The sequence below is a fragment of the Acinetobacter kanungonis genome, assembly GCF_009939195.1.
Taxonomy (GTDB): Bacteria; Pseudomonadota; Gammaproteobacteria; order Pseudomonadales; family Moraxellaceae; genus Acinetobacter; species Acinetobacter kanungonis.
This window is the reverse complement of sequence record NZ_JAACKC010000002.1, coordinates 306,648-323,406: the sequence shown is the minus strand read 5'-3', so window position 1 is coordinate 323,406 and position 16,759 is coordinate 306,648. Positions and strand designations below refer to the sequence as shown.

At 41.9% G+C, this 16,759-nt stretch carries 17 protein-coding genes and 1 pseudogene; 11 read left to right on the top strand and 7 right to left on the bottom strand.

What is annotated here, in order from left to right; all coding sequences use genetic code 11:
• Positions 1-58: 58 nt before the first annotated feature.
• The 4 genes and pseudogenes from GWK51_RS05690 to hemW form a co-directional block, all read right to left on the bottom strand.
• Positions 59-1,282 (bottom strand): CsgG/HfaB family protein, encoded by a 1,224-nt coding sequence (locus GWK51_RS05690; RefSeq protein ID WP_161933010.1) that lies wholly within the window; start codon positions 1,280-1,282, stop codon positions 59-61.
• Positions 1,276-1,656, bottom strand: coding sequence for a hypothetical protein (locus GWK51_RS05685; protein ID WP_161933009.1), 381 nt, complete (start codon positions 1,654-1,656; stop codon positions 1,276-1,278). Before GWK51_RS05685 ends, GWK51_RS05690 begins: the two co-directional genes overlap by 7 nt.
• Before the next feature lie 339 nt (positions 1,657-1,995).
• Positions 1,996-2,865 (bottom strand): annotated as a pseudogene (locus tag GWK51_RS05680) (IS982 family transposase).
• Positions 2,866-3,219: 354 nt separating this feature from the next.
• The gene (hemW, locus tag GWK51_RS05675) at positions 3,220-4,374 is read right to left on the bottom strand and encodes a radical SAM family heme chaperone HemW (RefSeq protein ID WP_161933008.1); all 1,155 of its coding nucleotides are present in this window, start codon (positions 4,372-4,374) and stop codon (positions 3,220-3,222) included.
• Between the two features lie 124 nt (positions 4,375-4,498).
• Here hemW and GWK51_RS05670 point away from each other — a divergent pair, with 124 nt between their 5' ends.
• From GWK51_RS05670 to GWK51_RS05655, 4 genes are all read left to right on the top strand, one after another.
• Positions 4,499-4,960 carry a DMT family transporter gene (locus GWK51_RS05670; RefSeq protein ID WP_161933007.1) on the top strand — a complete coding sequence of 154 codons (462 nt, stop codon included), beginning with the start codon at positions 4,499-4,501 and terminating at the stop codon, positions 4,958-4,960.
• 92 nt (positions 4,961-5,052) lie between these two features.
• Positions 5,053-6,351 (top strand): MATE family efflux transporter, encoded by a 1,299-nt coding sequence (locus GWK51_RS05665; RefSeq protein ID WP_161933075.1) that lies wholly within the window; start codon positions 5,053-5,055, stop codon positions 6,349-6,351.
• Positions 6,352-6,646: 295 nt separating this feature from the next.
• Positions 6,647-7,948 (top strand): ABC1 kinase family protein, encoded by a 1,302-nt coding sequence (locus GWK51_RS05660; protein WP_161933006.1) that lies wholly within the window; start codon positions 6,647-6,649, stop codon positions 7,946-7,948.
• Between the two features lie 99 nt (positions 7,949-8,047).
• Positions 8,048-8,302, top strand: a complete 255-nt coding sequence (locus GWK51_RS05655; RefSeq protein WP_100241878.1) for a type B 50S ribosomal protein L31 — start codon at positions 8,048-8,050, stop codon at positions 8,300-8,302.
• Positions 8,303-8,392: 90 nt separating this feature from the next.
• Here the strand turns inward: GWK51_RS05655 and crcB are convergent, their stop codons facing one another.
• Positions 8,393-8,776 (bottom strand): fluoride efflux transporter CrcB, encoded by a 384-nt coding sequence (gene crcB, locus GWK51_RS05650; RefSeq protein WP_161933005.1) that lies wholly within the window; start codon positions 8,774-8,776, stop codon positions 8,393-8,395.
• Between the two features lie 162 nt (positions 8,777-8,938).
• Here crcB and GWK51_RS05645 point away from each other — a divergent pair, with 162 nt between their 5' ends.
• A complete protein-coding gene (locus GWK51_RS05645) occupies positions 8,939-9,271 on the top strand; it encodes a HopJ type III effector protein (protein ID WP_161933004.1) in 333 nt (110 codons plus the stop codon).
• Between the two features lie 80 nt (positions 9,272-9,351).
• Here GWK51_RS05645 and GWK51_RS05640 read toward each other — a convergent pair whose 3' ends face one another.
• Positions 9,352-9,873 (bottom strand): hypothetical protein, encoded by a 522-nt coding sequence (locus GWK51_RS05640; RefSeq protein WP_235941093.1) that lies wholly within the window; start codon positions 9,871-9,873, stop codon positions 9,352-9,354.
• Positions 9,874-10,063: 190 nt separating this feature from the next.
• Between GWK51_RS05640 and GWK51_RS05635 the strand changes: the two genes are divergently transcribed.
• Positions 10,064-10,687: a class I SAM-dependent methyltransferase gene (locus GWK51_RS05635; protein ID WP_161933003.1), complete on the top strand. Its 624-nt coding sequence runs from the start codon at positions 10,064-10,066 to the stop codon at positions 10,685-10,687.
• Between the two features lie 44 nt (positions 10,688-10,731).
• Here GWK51_RS05635 and GWK51_RS05630 read toward each other — a convergent pair whose 3' ends face one another.
• On the bottom strand, positions 10,732-11,202 hold the full coding sequence (locus tag GWK51_RS05630) for a Holliday junction resolvase-like protein (protein WP_142767687.1): 471 nt from the start codon (positions 11,200-11,202) through the stop codon (positions 10,732-10,734).
• Positions 11,203-11,313: 111 nt separating this feature from the next.
• Here GWK51_RS05630 and GWK51_RS05625 point away from each other — a divergent pair, with 111 nt between their 5' ends.
• The 5 genes from GWK51_RS05625 to GWK51_RS05605 all read left to right on the top strand — a co-directional run bounded on the left by GWK51_RS05625 (position 11,314) and on the right by GWK51_RS05605 (position 16,735).
• Positions 11,314-11,958, top strand: coding sequence for a ParA family protein (locus tag GWK51_RS05625; RefSeq protein WP_100241882.1), 645 nt, complete (start codon positions 11,314-11,316; stop codon positions 11,956-11,958).
• A gap of 117 nt (positions 11,959-12,075) precedes the next feature.
• Entirely contained in the window at positions 12,076-13,206 is a 1,131-nt protein-coding gene (locus GWK51_RS05620) for an AI-2E family transporter (protein ID WP_161933002.1), read from the top strand.
• Between the two features lie 144 nt (positions 13,207-13,350).
• Complete coding sequence (gene sodC / locus GWK51_RS05615) at positions 13,351-13,899, top strand: superoxide dismutase family protein (RefSeq protein WP_161933001.1); 549 nt, start codon at positions 13,351-13,353, stop codon at positions 13,897-13,899.
• 250 nt (positions 13,900-14,149) lie between these two features.
• Entirely contained in the window at positions 14,150-16,288 is a 2,139-nt protein-coding gene (gene yccS / locus GWK51_RS05610; protein ID WP_161933000.1) for a YccS family putative transporter, read from the top strand.
• A 162-nt stretch (positions 16,289-16,450) separates the two neighbouring features.
• On the top strand, positions 16,451-16,735 hold the full coding sequence (locus GWK51_RS05605; RefSeq protein ID WP_100241886.1) for a DUF3817 domain-containing protein: 285 nt from the start codon (positions 16,451-16,453) through the stop codon (positions 16,733-16,735).
• Positions 16,736-16,759: the final 24 nt, after the last annotated feature.

Sequence of the window (16,759 nt, the reverse complement as noted above, 5' to 3'; positions counted from 1 at the left end):
AAATACTCCTCGCTAAGTACTTCTTTTTTGCAGTGAGAGCGAGCTCATTAAATATTTTTTAATCTCGTTGGGTAGAAGACCAATAGTTTTCAACAACAGCTGGGTTTGCACTCCAAAGTTGTTGGGGTTTCTCATCTTCTTGTTGATTATCTGCCTTCACCTGCTTTGCAGGTACAGGCGGATTTTGGCTAATATATTTAATTAAATCTTGTTTACTCATTTCAGGCTCGGCATCAGGATCCTGAATTAAATCTGATTCTTTTTGCTTGGGAGGCTGAGTCTCTTTACTTGGCATATCTACTGATTTATTTTTATCAGTCACTGTTGTACTTTTATTGGTAACATTAGCTGACTTATTTGGGTCAGTGACGACGGCAGTTTTTTGAACTGCAGCTGCCTGAGTAGTCGTTTTCAACGCTTGAGTATTCTGTTGCTGACTGGTTTGATACTTATGCAATGCAACCGCACTGCGTGTTAAGTTAAGCTGTCCAAACTCTGGCGGAATAACTGCACGGCAACTTTCGAATGCATTGGGTGGAATGACCTGACTCAATAATTCAAAAGTCGCTAGATTCAACATTTGGCGTAAAGCAAAGTTGGTTGCTTCGCGTTCGCCCTTACCGATTTGAATATTAAGTAACGTGTGCCCGACAAATCGGCCAGCATTAAGACCATAATCTTGTGCAACAATTTGCTTTTGCAAAGCTACATTCGCAACTACTCGACTCGTCTTAGTATCAGTTAAAGATAAATCTAGACCAACCATGATGCGGGTTTGACTATATGTAGGTCCGACACCCGCAATTTGCATATCCAAACCACCACCTGGAATAAAATCCAAGCTATTGATACTGCCCGTGACATAATAATCTGAAGCCTGAATATTTTTCGGATCACGAATACCCCACTTCGCTTCACTTTCAATAATACGTGGATCACGTCGGTTGAGTAGGCTCACACCTGCTTGGAACAGGGCAGACTGCACCATATCCCCTGCACCTTGGGTGACCATTTTTCCTGTACCACCATCCGTAACCATATCTTTACCAGTCTGATCTAAAATCGCACCGACAGAGAAACTCACATCATTCCGCAAACGCCCTTTTAAACAGGACAATGCCATATCAAAAGGCGTAAAAATATCGGTAATAGGGGGACCTTGTACCAAGGTGACTGGTTTTTTGTTAGAAAGAGCAAGTCCCGTACAAGCTGTCAAAACTTGACTCATGACAAGTACAACACTTACAGAAAAGATTGTTCTTTTAATTTGAAAATTCAACATAGTGTGGCTCCCGTAAGGGTACCTAAATTAGGACATGCTTGATTGGCTTTATTAGTTGTTGAATTAACCTCTGACTCATTCTGCGCATCAGCAGAAATACCGACATTATTGTCTGAACCCGTAAGGTTGACATTGCTAGTCGATGAGTTGACTGTACCGATTGAACTTGTCGATGTGGAGTTACTATAAATTGTAGTTTTCCCAACACCATCGTAATAATCGGCTTCTTTCAATTCAATTAAATTTGCTTGAGCTAAATGTTCTGCTGAACGTGTTCTCGAGGGCTCCCAGCGCTGACTCCATTCGTCTGCCGCATAGGAATTATGTAAAAAAAATAAACAACACAATCCTATTCTTATCGCTACTATTTTCATGACTGTGACCATCCATTTAGACCTACTTTCGATTTCTTATTTAGCGTGTCTAATCTCGCCATTTATATAATCTGAAATAATTAAATCACAGTTGTAGAGCCAAAACCCAATCAAAATATAAATTAACATTATGTTTTTAAGCAATATGATTAATATATTGTTGTTTTAATATTTATTAGCAAAAACTAGTGATATCATTTAAATTGTAAAAAATTATTAAATAAAAGTTAAAATACATAATAAAAATATAATACACAGAAATATTTACATTTAAATTCATAAATTTAAATAAAAGCACAATGAAAATTATAAAATAATTAAATATAACCTCAATCCTATTTAAGCCAATAATTCCATAATTTTATTTTTTGGCTTATTCCGATGGGTTAATTGATATGCGCATAATGATGCGTAAATCCCACTTAGAAATCCATGAATACTACGTGCTTTACTCGTCACTAAATTGTATTGACCTTTCAATAAACTGAACAACGTTTCTATTTTATTGCACTGTTTCAAGTGATATTCATCTGATGCAAGGAGTTGAATAGTTTGCATATTCTTTCGATGATAGGTAATCAAATCAATACCTTGATCTTTTAATCTGCTTTTTAACTCGTAACGGATATAGCCACTATCTGCATAAAGCTTTGCTACTAAGCCTTCAACTAAATGCTCAACCATTTTGATATCCGCTGTATGCCCATTCGATAAGGCTGTACTCACAATGTTTCCTCTTTGATTCATGATTAAATGTGACTTACAACCAAAAAACCAACCCTTTGCGCTCTTACCGCGCGCTGCACTAGAGATCATTGATTTATGTCTTTGAATCCGCTGATTTCTACAGACAGGTAATATTGTTGAGTCAATCCATAGGCAATTGCTTGTGTGTTCTTTCATCAATGCATAATGCAAGGCATGTAAAGTAAGTTGATGTGTATTGATCTGATAAATCGTATGTTGGTAACAAATTAGGCATTTTAATAAATGGGAATAGTTATGTTTCAGTGCGGCAAAGAATGCTTTGAACTTATTGAAGTGAGAAAATTTATACCAAATGGCAATAAAAATGATTTCTGAGAGAGTGAGTTGGGCAGGTCAAATTCTTACTGAGTGACGAGTTTGTTTGAGGAATTTCCAATAAATTGCTTCAAATTTTAGAAAGAAATCATCAACTAGAAAGAATAATTGGGTACTATCGAACATAAGGACTAGGGCTGTGAGTTTTGTGTGGTAGCTCAACTGATGGCTCTAGTCCTCTTATTTTTCAAGTCAATTGCTTATCCGAGATTCGCGGTAAATATAATAAAGTAAATAGCAGTAGTTTTTATATATTAATATCACTCAATAAAATAAATTAAATATGGAAAAACACAATAAAAATTAACCATTATTTCATTTTAATATTAAAGTTAATTAGATAGCATACTAGGAAGAATAAAACCAAAATAATTAATTATATATAAAATTAATTACAAGATTTAAATCATCATATACATCCCATCTGATGGTAAATTACCATCAAATTTAGCCAGACATTTAATAAGAAAAACTACACAATTAAAGAAACTCTTCCAGTACTGAATTTAAAAAAACATGCCCCTGCTCGGTACAAGCCAAACGAGTTTCATCTTCTAACATCAATTTTCGGCTGCGCAACGAAGCCAAGGTTTCAGACAACCCCTCTAAATTTAAACCTGTACGCCGTGCATAGTTCTCTGCCGCTACACCGTCATTTAAACGCAAGGCATTCATCATAAATTCAAACGGTAATTCATCTGCATCAACCCGTTTAAATTGCACATGCTCCGCAGGGACTCTGGCTAAATAATCTTTCGGTAAACGAGTCTTCTGGAAACGGTAAACACCTTCTGGCATCGTAACTTTGGCATGAGCCCCCGACCCAATCGCCAAATAATCACCAAATTGCCAATAATTTAAATTGTGTGCCGAAGGTAATTCTTTACGCCAAGCTGAGACTTCATAGTTGATAAAACCCTGTGCTTTTAAATAGGCTTCACCCTGTGCCTGAATTTCTTCCAGCACGGTATCCACAGGTAAAATTGGTTGAGTTCTAAAGAACACGGTATTGGGCTCAATGGTCAGTTGATACCATGAAATATGGGTCGCACCACTTTCCACCGCCAGTTTTAAATCCAGTAAGGCTTGTTCTAAAGTTTGCTCAGGCAAGCCATGCATTAAATCGACATTAATCCGTTGAAAGCCAGCATCACGTGCCAAACCGATCGCTGAAATCGCATCGTTATTGCTATGAATACGCCCAAGTTTCTTTAAATGCTCGGTATCAAAACTTTGCACGCCAATCGATAAGCGATTAATACCTGTTGCCAAATAATCAGCAAAGGGATCATGTTCTACCGTACCGGGGTTGGCTTCCAGCGTAATTTCACAGTCATCTTCAAAGGGTAGCAACGCCTTTAATTGGCTAAATAACCAAGCATAACCCTGTGCAGAAATCAGCGATGGCGTACCGCCACCAATAAAGACACTATGAATACTACGACCTTGGGCAAATTCAACTTGAGTTTTAAAGTCTTCCACCAATGCCTGTAAATATTGTTGCTCCAAATCCAAAGACAGTTTGCCATCAGGTACCGCATGCGAGTTAAAGTCACAGTACGGACACTTACGCACACACCACGGCATATGAATATATAAAGACAAAGGAATATTGGCAGGATGTAAATCAGTCAAGGAAGAGACTCTAAAGCACAGCGAAAATCCTGCACATTTTAACATGACTGCATCAAGACACTTATGAAATCTGTATGTATTTGCATTAGACTGATAAAAACACAAGAAGAATGAATAGGTTGAAATGATAAAAATATCGAGCCAATTGCTGTTTTTCTTACCGCTTGCCTTCGGTATTGGCATTGCCATGACCTTTCAAACCGCAATCAACTCGCAACTCAGAGAACATTTACATTCTCCGCTACAAGCCGCCTTATTGTCATTTTGTATTGGTACCATTGTGTTGGCACTGTTAACCCTGTTACAGCCCGTCAGCAAACCAACTTTACAGGAATTTTCCAGTATTCCTTGGTACTTATGGCTGGGTGGCTGCTTGGGGGTTTATGCCATCAGTATAAGCATCTATACTGCCCCCAAATTAGGTTTTCTCACGTTTTCAGGTTTGGTGATTTTTGGTCAAATCCTGACCTCGATGATTTTTGACCACTTTGGTCTACTTGGTACCGACAAAACGCCTGTGAATTGGCAGCGTTTACTTGGTGGCGTCGTAATTTTTATTGGTGTGCTTCTCACTTTACAACGCTGAATTTATTCTGACCAAGCACATAATGAAGATGAGTAATTTTTGTGTCGAATGTCATATCTACCCGCTATGAATTAAAACAACTTTTCCATTTGATGTTGCCGATTTTGGTGACGCAATTTGCCCAAGCAGGTTTGGGCTTGATTGATACCATTATGGCAGGGCATCTTTCTGCGACTGATCTCGCAGCCATTGCCGTGGGTGTTGGGTTGTGGATTCCTGTCATGCTGTTGTTTAGTGGCATCATGATTGCCACCACGCCTTTGGTGGCTGAAGCCAAAGGGGCACGTACCCCTGAAAAAATTGCCACCATTGCTCGACAGTCCTTATGGGTTGCCTTGATTTTAGGGACGATTGCAGGGCTGATTTTACAGCTCATGCCATTTTTATTGCCTTTATTTGGCGTGCCTGAAAGCCTGCAACCCAAAGCCAGCCTGTTTTTACATGCCATTGGTTTTGGTATGCCTGCCGTAACCATGTACGCTGCCCTGCGCGGTTATTCCGAAGCATTGGGTTATCCACGCCCTGTGACGGCAATTAGCCTATTAGCTTTAATCGCACTGATTCCACTGAACTTTGTGTTTATGTATGGTCTGGGTCCTATCCCTGAACTGGGCAGTGCGGGCTGTGGTTTTGCGACAGCGATTCTGCAATGGCTGATGTTCTTTACCCTTGCCAGCTATATTTACAAAAGCAGTGCTTACCGTTCTACACAGGTGTTTTCACTGTGGGAAAAACTTGATCAGTATTGGGTGAAGCGCATTTTAAAACTCGGATTACCGATTGGTTTAGCCATTTTCTTTGAAGTCAGTATTTTCAGTACTGCAGCGATTATCCTCAGTCCTTTGGGCGATACCATCGTTGCGGCGCATCAAATTGCGATTTCGATTACCTCACAGTTGTTCATGATTCCAATGTCCTTGGCAATTGCCCTGACCATTCGGGTCGGCACCTATTATGGTGAGAAAAACTGGGCAGCGATGCGTAAGGTGCAATATGTCGGACTGGCTGCCGGCACCTGTTTTGCCCTAATCACCATGCTATTGCTGTGGTTATTGCGTGCCGAAATTATTGCCATTTACACTTCCGATGATGCTGTTACACAGATTGCCATGTATCTGGTGCTGTTCGCGATTGCCTACCAACTTATGGATGCTTGGCAGGTTAGTGCTGCGGGTTGCTTACGTGGGATGCAAGACACCAAAGGTCCAATGTGGATTACCATGCTGGCGTATTGGGTGGTGGCTTTTCCTGTCGGCATTTATTTGGCCCGCTTTACCGCCATGCAAGCCGCAGGGGTTTGGGTCGGTTTGATTGTCGGACTCAGCGTTGCCTGTGTGCTATTGCTCAGCCGCTTGTATTTGAATAATCATCGTCTGAAGCAGACTGTTTAAGCCATTGTTATGATGACCTTGAGCGTCTTGTTCAGGGTCATTTCAGCACCTTTCAATTCTCATCTTGATCTTTAAGCTATTCAGATCACAGCGTAGTTCATCTTTCATTTGTTTTTTTCCATTTGAAAATGCTCCAAGACGCCATACAAAAATACTGCGATAAACACATCAAAGGCTGAATTCGACCAAAGGCTTAACTCCAGCTACGCATTTTTAACAATTTAAAATAGGCAAATCCAGATTTAACGCCTATGATCAAAACACCCCTGACCGAGATCACTCCGAGGAACACTGCATGGCCAAAACGACTCATACATCTGGTCGTCGCTTTATGAAACTTGCCAGTATGACGGCAAGTATTGCCACCAAAACTGTGTCCAATTCCATTAAAAACTTTAATGCCGATGAAGAACAAAAAAATGCCGCACGCAGTAAATTGTTTCAGGACATTGGGGTACAGATTGCCGACACGCTGGGGGAAATGAAAGGCGCAGTGATGAAAGTCGGTCAGATTGCCTCACAATATAAAGATATTTTCCCACCTGAAGTGGCACGTGCCATTGCCAAACTGCAACGCCAAGCCCCTGCTATGCCCTTTGCGGAAATTAAAAAGCAAGTCGAAAGAGAACTAGGCAAACCCTTAGAGCAAATCTTTAAACAGTTTGATGAACAGCCTTTTGCAGCCGCTTCGATTGGTCAGGTGCATAAAGCCATTTTGCCGCATGGGGAACAGGTGGTGGTCAAGGTACAATATCCAGGGGTGGATGAAGCCTGCGAAAGCGATCTCAAGCAAGTGCGACTCGCCTTGCGCTTGATGGGTGTTTTAAAGGTTGATCGTAAATTACAAGATCGTTTATTTAAAGAAATCCAACACAGTTTGGATAATGAACTGAATTATCAGATTGAAGCGCAGAATCTGGAAGTTGCACGCACGTTCCATGAAAAGCTCGACAGCAAGATCATTATTCCGAAAGTCTATCCAGACTATTCTTCACGACATATTCTGACCCTAAGCCTAGAAACAGGCGAAAGCATTGAAACCGCAAGCACGTGGTCACAACAAACCCGCAATGAACTGGGGCGACGTTTACTGCGTGCCATTGGGCAGGAAATTTTTTATCTGAAGCGCTTTCACTGTGACCCACACCCAGGCAACTTTGCCTTCCGTGAAGATGGCAGCGTCATTGTTTACGATTACGGCGGTGTGAAAGTGCTGTCCAATGACATTGTGCATCATTTCAAACAACTCATTCAGGCAGCGCGTCGACAGAATGTTGCCGAAATTGAACAGCAGCTCGATGCTTTACACGCGATTGCTGAACAAGGCAAGTTCCCTGAAAACCTATATCAAGCATGGCTGGAAGTGCTGATGCGTCCACTGACCACGCATTATGATTTTGCAGAAAATTCTGCACATCATGACGGCATGGAGCTGGTGAAATCCTCGCTGAAATATTGGGATGTGTTTAAGCCATCTCCTGATACCTTAATGGTGAATCGTACTGTGTCAGGACATTATTGGAATCTGATTCATTTAAAAGTGAATGACAATTTAAATGATGTATTTGAAGAGTTGGTCCCTTCTCCACACGGTTAAATTGATGCTTAAAAGGTCGCTGGCAACATCGACCTTTTAATTTAGCATGTTTATGTTATATTATAACATATCAATTAAACCTTATCAGGGAGTCCACCTATGCGTCCAAATATCCATCCTGAATATCGTGAAGTTCTGTTCCATGACACCAATGCCGATGCCTATTTTATTATTGGCAGTACCTTGCAAACCAAGCAGCAACGCGAATATCAAGGTCAAAGCTATCCTTATGTCACTTTAGATATTTCCAGTGCCTCACATCCTTTTTATACCGGTGAAGTACGTCAAGCCAGCAACGAAGGTCGTGTTGCCAGCTTTAATAAACGTTTTGGACGTTTTCAGCGTAATCGTTAAAAATTAATCTTGCTTTAAGTTTGAGGTTCTAAACTACAACTATTCAGAAGTCTAAGCCCCTATCCTCCACTTAGACTTCTTTTTTTATGTCTAAGCTTTGAACTGGAAGAACTGAGAAAAAATAAAATAGCCAATCGCTAGAAAAATCACCCCAAGAATCACACTGGAAACCGCATAGCCAACCGCCCACATGACTTGCCCTTCGCGCAATAAATTAAAGGTCTCGAGTCCGAAACTGGAAAATGTGGTGAATCCCCCCAAGATGCCGACCATCAACAATAAACGGGCTTGATTTTGTAAAGTGGGATATTGCAGACTCACGGCAAAGAACACGCCTGCCAAAAAGCAACCCAAAATATTGATGCACCAAGTAGCCCATGGAAAGGTCGAACTGGATTTAATCAAGTAACTGCCCAATCCATAACGAGAAACAGCACCGATTGCACCACCCAAAGCCACTAACAGCCAATTCATGCCTTGATCATCTTCATGCAAATAAACCCTGTTATCCTCTTCCCATCCCCTATTGTCAACGTTTGCGCCCTAAAATACCGAATCAATACTGAGAAAAACGCGCCGAATTTGGATAAAACTTGTTATAGTCAGAACCCATTTTCTACTGTGTTTGAGGACATTATGGCTCAGGACTTACTTGCGCAATTACAATCAGGTGAAGCGAAATTTGCAGATGTATTGGCGTATATCGAAGCACGTTATACCCATACCCCAACTGCATTCAAAAATGGACAACACAGCAATGCAGCAACTGAAAACCAAGGCAGTGCTAAAGTGTTTTCTTTTGCAAAATTGAATGATTTGAATCCTGAGCAAACCTTGTCTTTATTTGCAGAACATTATGCTGCGGTGTTGGCAACCCCAGAGGCGACAGATCACCAAAATATCCGCCAGTTTATGCAACATGGCTGGGCAGGCATTGAATTTGAAGGGCAAGCATTAACAGCCAAATAATTGCTGGTTAATTTGTCCCCGCACTGTTCAGTTCTTTCGCTTTATGAAAAGTACAAACTGAGCAGTGCGTGGTTTTTTTATTATCCTTTAACTTTTTCAATCCAGATGATCGAATTCACACGGAATAACTCACAAGCACCATCGCCCGTGTCGGTCGGTGTTAAAGAGGAACGCCAGACCAAGTCTTTGTCTTTAATTTCCACCAGTTCACCCTGTAAACGCACCAAATCCCCGCGTTTTACTTTTTGAATTTGCTGTGCAATCTGCGGATTGGCAGGAATGATGTGCATATTCGAGACCATCTGCATGGCTTGCTCAGTCGGCACAGGTACTTTATCCATTTTCCAGTTCAGAAAGCGATCATACTGATTGACCGAGATATGCCGTGCAATTTCAGGTTCTGCAAACAGTCCCCAACTCACCGCATAGTCGATGGGTGAAAACTTGGCTTGTTCATCATCGGTATAGGTTTTAGACCCCAAAATTCGGAAATCGCCCCGAAATGGCTGTAATACGGAAATCGATTGTTCTTTGGCAATCGGTGCCAAACCTTTGGCAATATTATATTCAATTGAAGATGCCATTGAGCCTGTGCTCAACATACTCAAACCCAATAATGAAAGTGCAATGAGTCGAATGTTCATGGCTACCTCTTGCAATGCTTTTAAACCTGTTCTAGTGTCAATCATACGCCTGAACCCAAGCTTAAAAATTGCAGAATTGGTAACAATATAGAAGAGTTTGGTCACGGCAAACCCGCTTGGCTACTGTTTAAAATGGATGTATAGCGCAATGCTTTATCAGTTTTATCAACAACAGATTTTTCCGCATTTACTCAATCAGGTCATGCAAACCGCGAGTTTGATGAATAAACGCAGAGAACTGCTGCTGCCCGTCGCAGGGGATGTACTGGAAATTGGCTTTGGCACAGGCATCAATTTGCCGTTTTATCAAAACGTAGAAAAGCTGTATGCACTGGAACCGAATCAGGACATTTTTAAATTGGCGTCTAGCCGCATTTTTGAAAGCAATCTTGAACTACAACATTTACAAGCCAGCGCCGAGCATATTCCGCTTGCCGATCAGTCCATCGATCACGTGGTCAGTACTTGGACCCTATGTAGTGTGCAACGGCTGGATCAAGTCTTGAAAGAAATCAAACGTGTCCTGAAACCCAATGGCACCTTTCACTTAGTGGAACATGTTTTAAATACCGAAAATAAAAAAATTCGCCAGCTACAACACCTGATCACGCCCATTCAAAAGCGCTTGGCCGATGGTTGCCGCTTAAATCGCAATATTGAGCTAGCCTTGAGCAAAGCAGGTTTTCAGCTCAATCAATATGATTATTTTTATGCTGAGGGCATTCCGAAAATTGGACAACAAATGTTATTGGCACGTGCACAGAAACCCTAACACCCCATCACGAGCTTTTAATGAACCAGTTGAATCTGGCTGATTCAAGTCTCTTCAAAATCAATGCGGATGGTTTCAAAACGAATCCGTCCTTGCTGTATGGCCTGTGCAATCGCCTGTTGTCCTTTGGTCAGACGTGCGCCACCACTTTTAATATCAATCAATACAATTTCGACATCATCTGCACTGCCTTGCCCATCGCGCAAATCGGTATAACCATCAAACACTACATAATCGACAGGATCGCCTAAAAACTTGGCATCACTGGGTAAATACTGAAATTCAGGCAAAATCGGCGCAAATTGTTCCGCCATCTTGCCCTTTAATACCGCACGACTGGTATTCACACTGCGTTTTTGCGCCTGACTCAAGGCTTGCTGATGTTCCAGTTGTAGCTCCGCAATATAGCGCTCATATTCGGCTTTAATTTTCCCATTTCGGGTTTGACTTAAAATTAAAGTCGTCAGTACCACACCTATACATGCCCCAATCAGCATAGCCATCCAAATCGACATGCACTCATCCTAATTTCGAGTAAATTTTGCTTTACAACTTTTGTCCTGTGCCCTCGTCTTGGCACAAAAGAATGATATGCTAGGACTGAACAGAATTAAATCTTTAGGGTCATGAAAACAATTTTAATTGCCAATCAGAAAGGGGGTTGTGGGAAAACCATCACCGCGATTAGTCTTGCCGCAGCCTTAGCTCAAAAAGGCTATAAAGTGGCGCTTGCCGATGCCGATAACCAAAAATCTGCCCGTCAGTGGCTGAAACAACGTCCTGAAACTGCGGCCAATATTCAAAGTCTGGATTGGCGTCAGGACAAGTCCGTTGGTGAAAGCCCCAAGCATATTGAATATTTGGTGATTGATGCACCTGGGGCATTATCGGATAGTCAGGCTGAGCAACTGATCAGTGAAGCACATGCAATTATCACCCCCTTGCAGCCATCTTTTTTCGATATCGACAGTACCCGTCGTTTCCTGAAACATTTACAAGACATTAAGCGTATTCGTAAAGGCAAGGTACAGATTTTACTGCTGGCAAACCGTGTCAAAGCCAATACCTCAGGCTCAAAAGAAATTCAGGAATTTTTCACTAAAATTGAGCAGCAACCTGTGGCATGGATTTCTGAACGCACGGCCTATGGTCAGCTGGCGATGCAAGGTTTATCGGTGTTTGATAAGCCGCAGAAAAACTATATTACCCTGCAAAATCAATGGCAGCCCGTATTGAATGCCATTATTGATGATCCGAGCGAGTGGTTCTAATTTTTCAAGATGCGTTCGCCCGCTTCGAGATTATGTGAAACTTACCGAGCACTCATGTTCGCGTGTGCTGTTTTCGGTTAAGATGAGTTTGACCTTTAAAATGAATCAGTGAAAATAGTGCAACAATACGCGCCGACCATACAGAAAGTCTTATTATTCGGGTTGTTTTTTATCCTGATTTTTTTGGGCTTTCATGTACTCAAATATTTTATTGTTCCTGTGCTGTGGGCCAGTATTATTGCCTATATGACTTGGCCGTTGTATCAAGCTATTTTCCGTGCCTGTGGTCAACGCTCTACACTTAGTGCGACCCTGATGATTTTAATCATCATTTTAGTGGTTGGCGTACCACTGACGTTTGCTATTTTCATCTTGCAACATGAAGGGCGTAATCTGTATTACGAACTGCAAAAACAGGTCTTTTCTGGGCATGTCAATGTGCCGCAATTTATCCGTGACCTGCCTGTGATCGGCAAAGAAGTGACCCGTACCCTAAAAGATTTAAATCAAGATCCGAACAGTATTATTCAGAATATTTCCGACTGGATTCAAGGTCATCTGAATTACGGCAAAGCACTCTTGAATGAAGTCAGTAAAAATATTATTAAGCTGTGTTTTGCCGTGATGTCCTTGTTCTTCTTTTATCGCGATGGACACACCATTTTAACCCAGGTCAGTAAAGCGTTAGAAATGGTGATTGGTCCTCGTGTACATCACTATATCGATACCATTTCAGAAACGACACGTGCGGTGGTGTATGGTGTCGGTTTAACTGCGGTTGCGCAATCGGTATTGGCGGGTTTGAGCTATATGGTGGCGGGTGTACCCAACCCAATGGTACTCACCATCGTCACCTTCTTGCTGGCACTCATTCCTTTTGGACCGCCTTTGGCGTATACCTCTGTCGCACTCTGGTTGTTTGCCCAAGGTCAAACCATTGAAGCCATTGGTGTGATGGCTTGGGGGGTGTGTATTGTCAGTACTGCCGACAACGTGATTCGACCTTTGGTTATTTCAGGGGCAACCCAAATTCCGTTTCTGCTGATTATGTTCGGAGTTTTAGGCGGTCTTGCCAGCTTTGGTCTGGTCGGACTGTTTATTGGCCCCGTGATTCTGGCGGTGTTATTGGCCATCTGGCGTGAATGGCTACATGAAACTCATGATGATGAAGCCTTAATGATGCCGAAAGCCACACTGGCCTATGATCTGGATGATGACTTTGATCCTCCCAAAGATCCACCTAAGTAAAGATTCTCTTTAAGCCAGTTGTATGCCAACTGGCTTTTTTATTGATGAAATTCATACAATCCTCTACGCAATCCATACCCTAGAGTCTGCCAATCTCTGATTAAATAGGAATCATTTACAAATAAAACTTCATAAGGACAGTAAATGCAAACTTCTTTGTTTAAAACTGGAGTATTGGCTGCCTGCGCATCCCTACTGATGGTTGGATGTAGCACCACCCCAACCCAATCCACTACCAATATGAAAACCGTCGAACTCAATGCAGTTTCGGCAGATGGCATTGGTGCTTCAGTCGGTACCGTCACCTTACAAGACAGCCCTGTAGGCTTAATCATTCAAACCAATTTAAGTCATTTGCCGATCGGACCACATGGTTTCCATATTCATGAAAAAGGCTCGTGTGAACCTGCTGAAAAAGATGGAAAAATGGTGGCTGCGTTGGCTGCGGGTGGACACTACAACCCGACCCAAGTTGCCAACCACGGTACCCCAATGACAGGACATCTGGGAGATTTGCCTGTATTGCATGTCAACTCTGCGGGACAATCGCAACTAAAACTGATTGCGCCACGCTTAAAACTGGCTGACATTCAAGGTCATGCCATGATGATTCATGCGGGCGGAGACAATTATTCCGATCAACCCAAACCCTTGGGTGGTGGTGGAGACCGCATTGCCTGTGGTGTCATTTAAGATCAACTGTGGATAAGTTAGCGGTTATACACAAGCCGAAGTTCACAATTTGAACCATGTTGATAAACCGAAACTTATCCACAATTTTGCCAAATTTACGCATTGCTCTACAAAAACAACTCCCCTAAAGTTTCCATGTCCAACCTGAAAATAGCATTCAGTTGGACGCCATCTTTCATCAGCAATTGACAGTCCGACTAAAAAAGTTCAGGCTAACTGAAAAGCAAAACAACCGATAAAGAACAATATTGTGAATCCTGTGCGTCAGTTTTTCTCCAATTCAATTTTGGTGTATTGCCTGCAAATCTTGATTGTTTTAACAGGCACAACGCTGGGGTTGTTCTACACAGGGCATCAACTTTTAATTGTGCCTGTGACTTTGGGTGCCATTGCCGCAGCCCTCACGGATTTTGATGATCGGCTCAGTATTCGACTACGCAATCTGCTTTATGTCTGTCTTTTATTTTTCAGTGTCAGCAGTATCCTTGAATTTTTAGCTCCTTATAAACTGCTGTTTATTTTGTATTTATCTTTGTCCAGTGCCTTGCTGATTTTACTGGGTGCGCTCGGGCAACGTTATGCCACCATTTCTTTTGGCACCATCCTGCTCTCGATTTACACCATGTTTGGTCTGGGAGAATATCAGGCGTGGTATCAGCAGCCGTATTATTTTGTCTTGGGAGCAATCTGGTATGGGTTCAGTTCCATTCTGTTTTACTTACTCAAACCCACTCAAGCCGTGCAAGATAATTTGGCGCAAAGCTTTCAGCAACTTGCCACACTCTTACAGGCAAAAGCGCGACTGTTTGACCCCGATAATATTGAGAATGTCGAAAGCCTGCTGTTTGAGGTTTCCCTACAAAATACGCAAGTGGTGCAACGTTTAAATCAGTGTAAAGCTTCTCTCTTGACCCGTTTAAAAGCTTCACGTGCCAATCAAAAAACCATTTACTGGCTGAATCTGTATTTTCTGGCGCAAGATATTCACGAACAAGCGACCTCTAACTATTTGCATTATGAAAATATTCATCGCAACTTTAGCCGTACCGACTTAATCTTTCGGATTCAGAAAAATATCCGCTTGCAAGCCCACTCCTGTCAACAATTGGCAAGCTCCATCTTGCAACAACAGGCTTTTCAGCTAGATACCTCTCATGCCTCGGCTTTGGCACATTTAGATGCCTCGATGCAGAGCTGGATTCAGGACAATCCGCACAATATTGAAGTAAAAAATTTGGGCTTGGTGCTGCGCAATTTACACAATGTTCAAGAGCAGTTTGCCAATCTGGCAATCGAGCAAGACCATTACCAGCAGCATTATTCGACTCATCAAGACAATTTAAACCTGCTGGATGATGACATTCATGGCTTACAGGATTTATGGCTCAAACTACGTCAACATTTAACCCCGCAATCAGCGCTGTTTCGACATGCGGTACGCATCGCCTTTGTCTTTGCGGTGGGCTATGCCATTTCCTTGTTGCCCTTTGCCAAAAATGGCTACTGGATTTTACTGACCAGTTTATTTGTCTGCCAGATCAGTTATTTTGCTACCAAAAGCCGTTTAAAACTGCGAACTTTGGGCACAGTGCTGGGTGTGATTTTAGGCGTGCCGCTGCTGTATTTTGTGCCCAGTATTGAAGGGCAATTGATTCTGACCATTTTATGCGGCGTGGCCTTTTTCTATTTACGCTCGCAAAAATATGCCATTGCGACGCTGATGGCGACCTTAATGGTGCTGCTGATCTTTAATCTGAAAGGTGCGGGTTATGACATTATTCTGCCAAGGATTGTAGATACCCTGCTCGGCTGTTTTATTGCATGGTTTGCGGTGAGTGCCATTTGGCCTGACTGGAATTTCCGTAATATTTCTAAAAATATTCAAAACAGCAGTCAAGCCACACTGGATTATTTCACTGCCATTGTCGAGCAGTATCAACACGGTAAAGATAATAGTGTTGCCTATCGTAAGGCACGGCGCTTGGCACATAATGCGCAAATTGAACTGTCCAGCATGATTTCCAGTCTCAGTACCGAACCGCAACCGAATCCTGAACTGATTCAGCAGGCTTTCCGTTATTTGGTCTACAGCCATAGCCAACTTAGCTATATTTCAGCTTTGGGCAGTCATCGGGAGCAGCTTCACGATCCGCAAATTCTGGAACTGATGCAGTGGTGTTTACAGACCTTGAATCACTGCCTGATTCAGCAGCAAGTCTTGGATCAAGCCCAAATCCAACGCAAACTGGATGAACTACAACGCATGAGCAGTGATCCCGAATTGCCTGAACATTGGCAATTGGTACTGAAACAAATGAGCCTGTTACTGGAAACCTTGCCAGAATTATTAAGCCTAAAACAACGCTTGTTGGCATTAGACATTAAATAGATTTGGATGAGGCAAAGAGTAGGAATATAGAAGTGCATGAATGGTTGATGTCAGAATGACTTTCTGAATTGAAAGTTTTATCTATCGGCTAATTTTTTAAGTATAAAGATTCACCCATTTCAGCTAGAATCGAGATTCATTCTCAATTTTATTGTTTTGAATATGAATATTAAAACCTTGCGTGTTGTTGGTTTTCTGGAAGGCTTATCTTTCCTGCTGCTCCTGTTTATTGCCATGCCGTTGAAATATATTTGGGGCAATCCACTCTTGGTCAAATTTGTCGGCATGGGACACGGCATCTTGTTTATTCTGTTTTTAATTGTGCTATTTGCGGTGTGCGAAAAACAAAAATGGTCAATTAAAATGTTTATTCTCGGCTTTATTGCTTCAATTCTACCGTTTGGACCTTTTGTTTTTGATCATAAACTCAAGAAATTTGAATCTTAACTGATGTCACAATTCCCGTAGAAA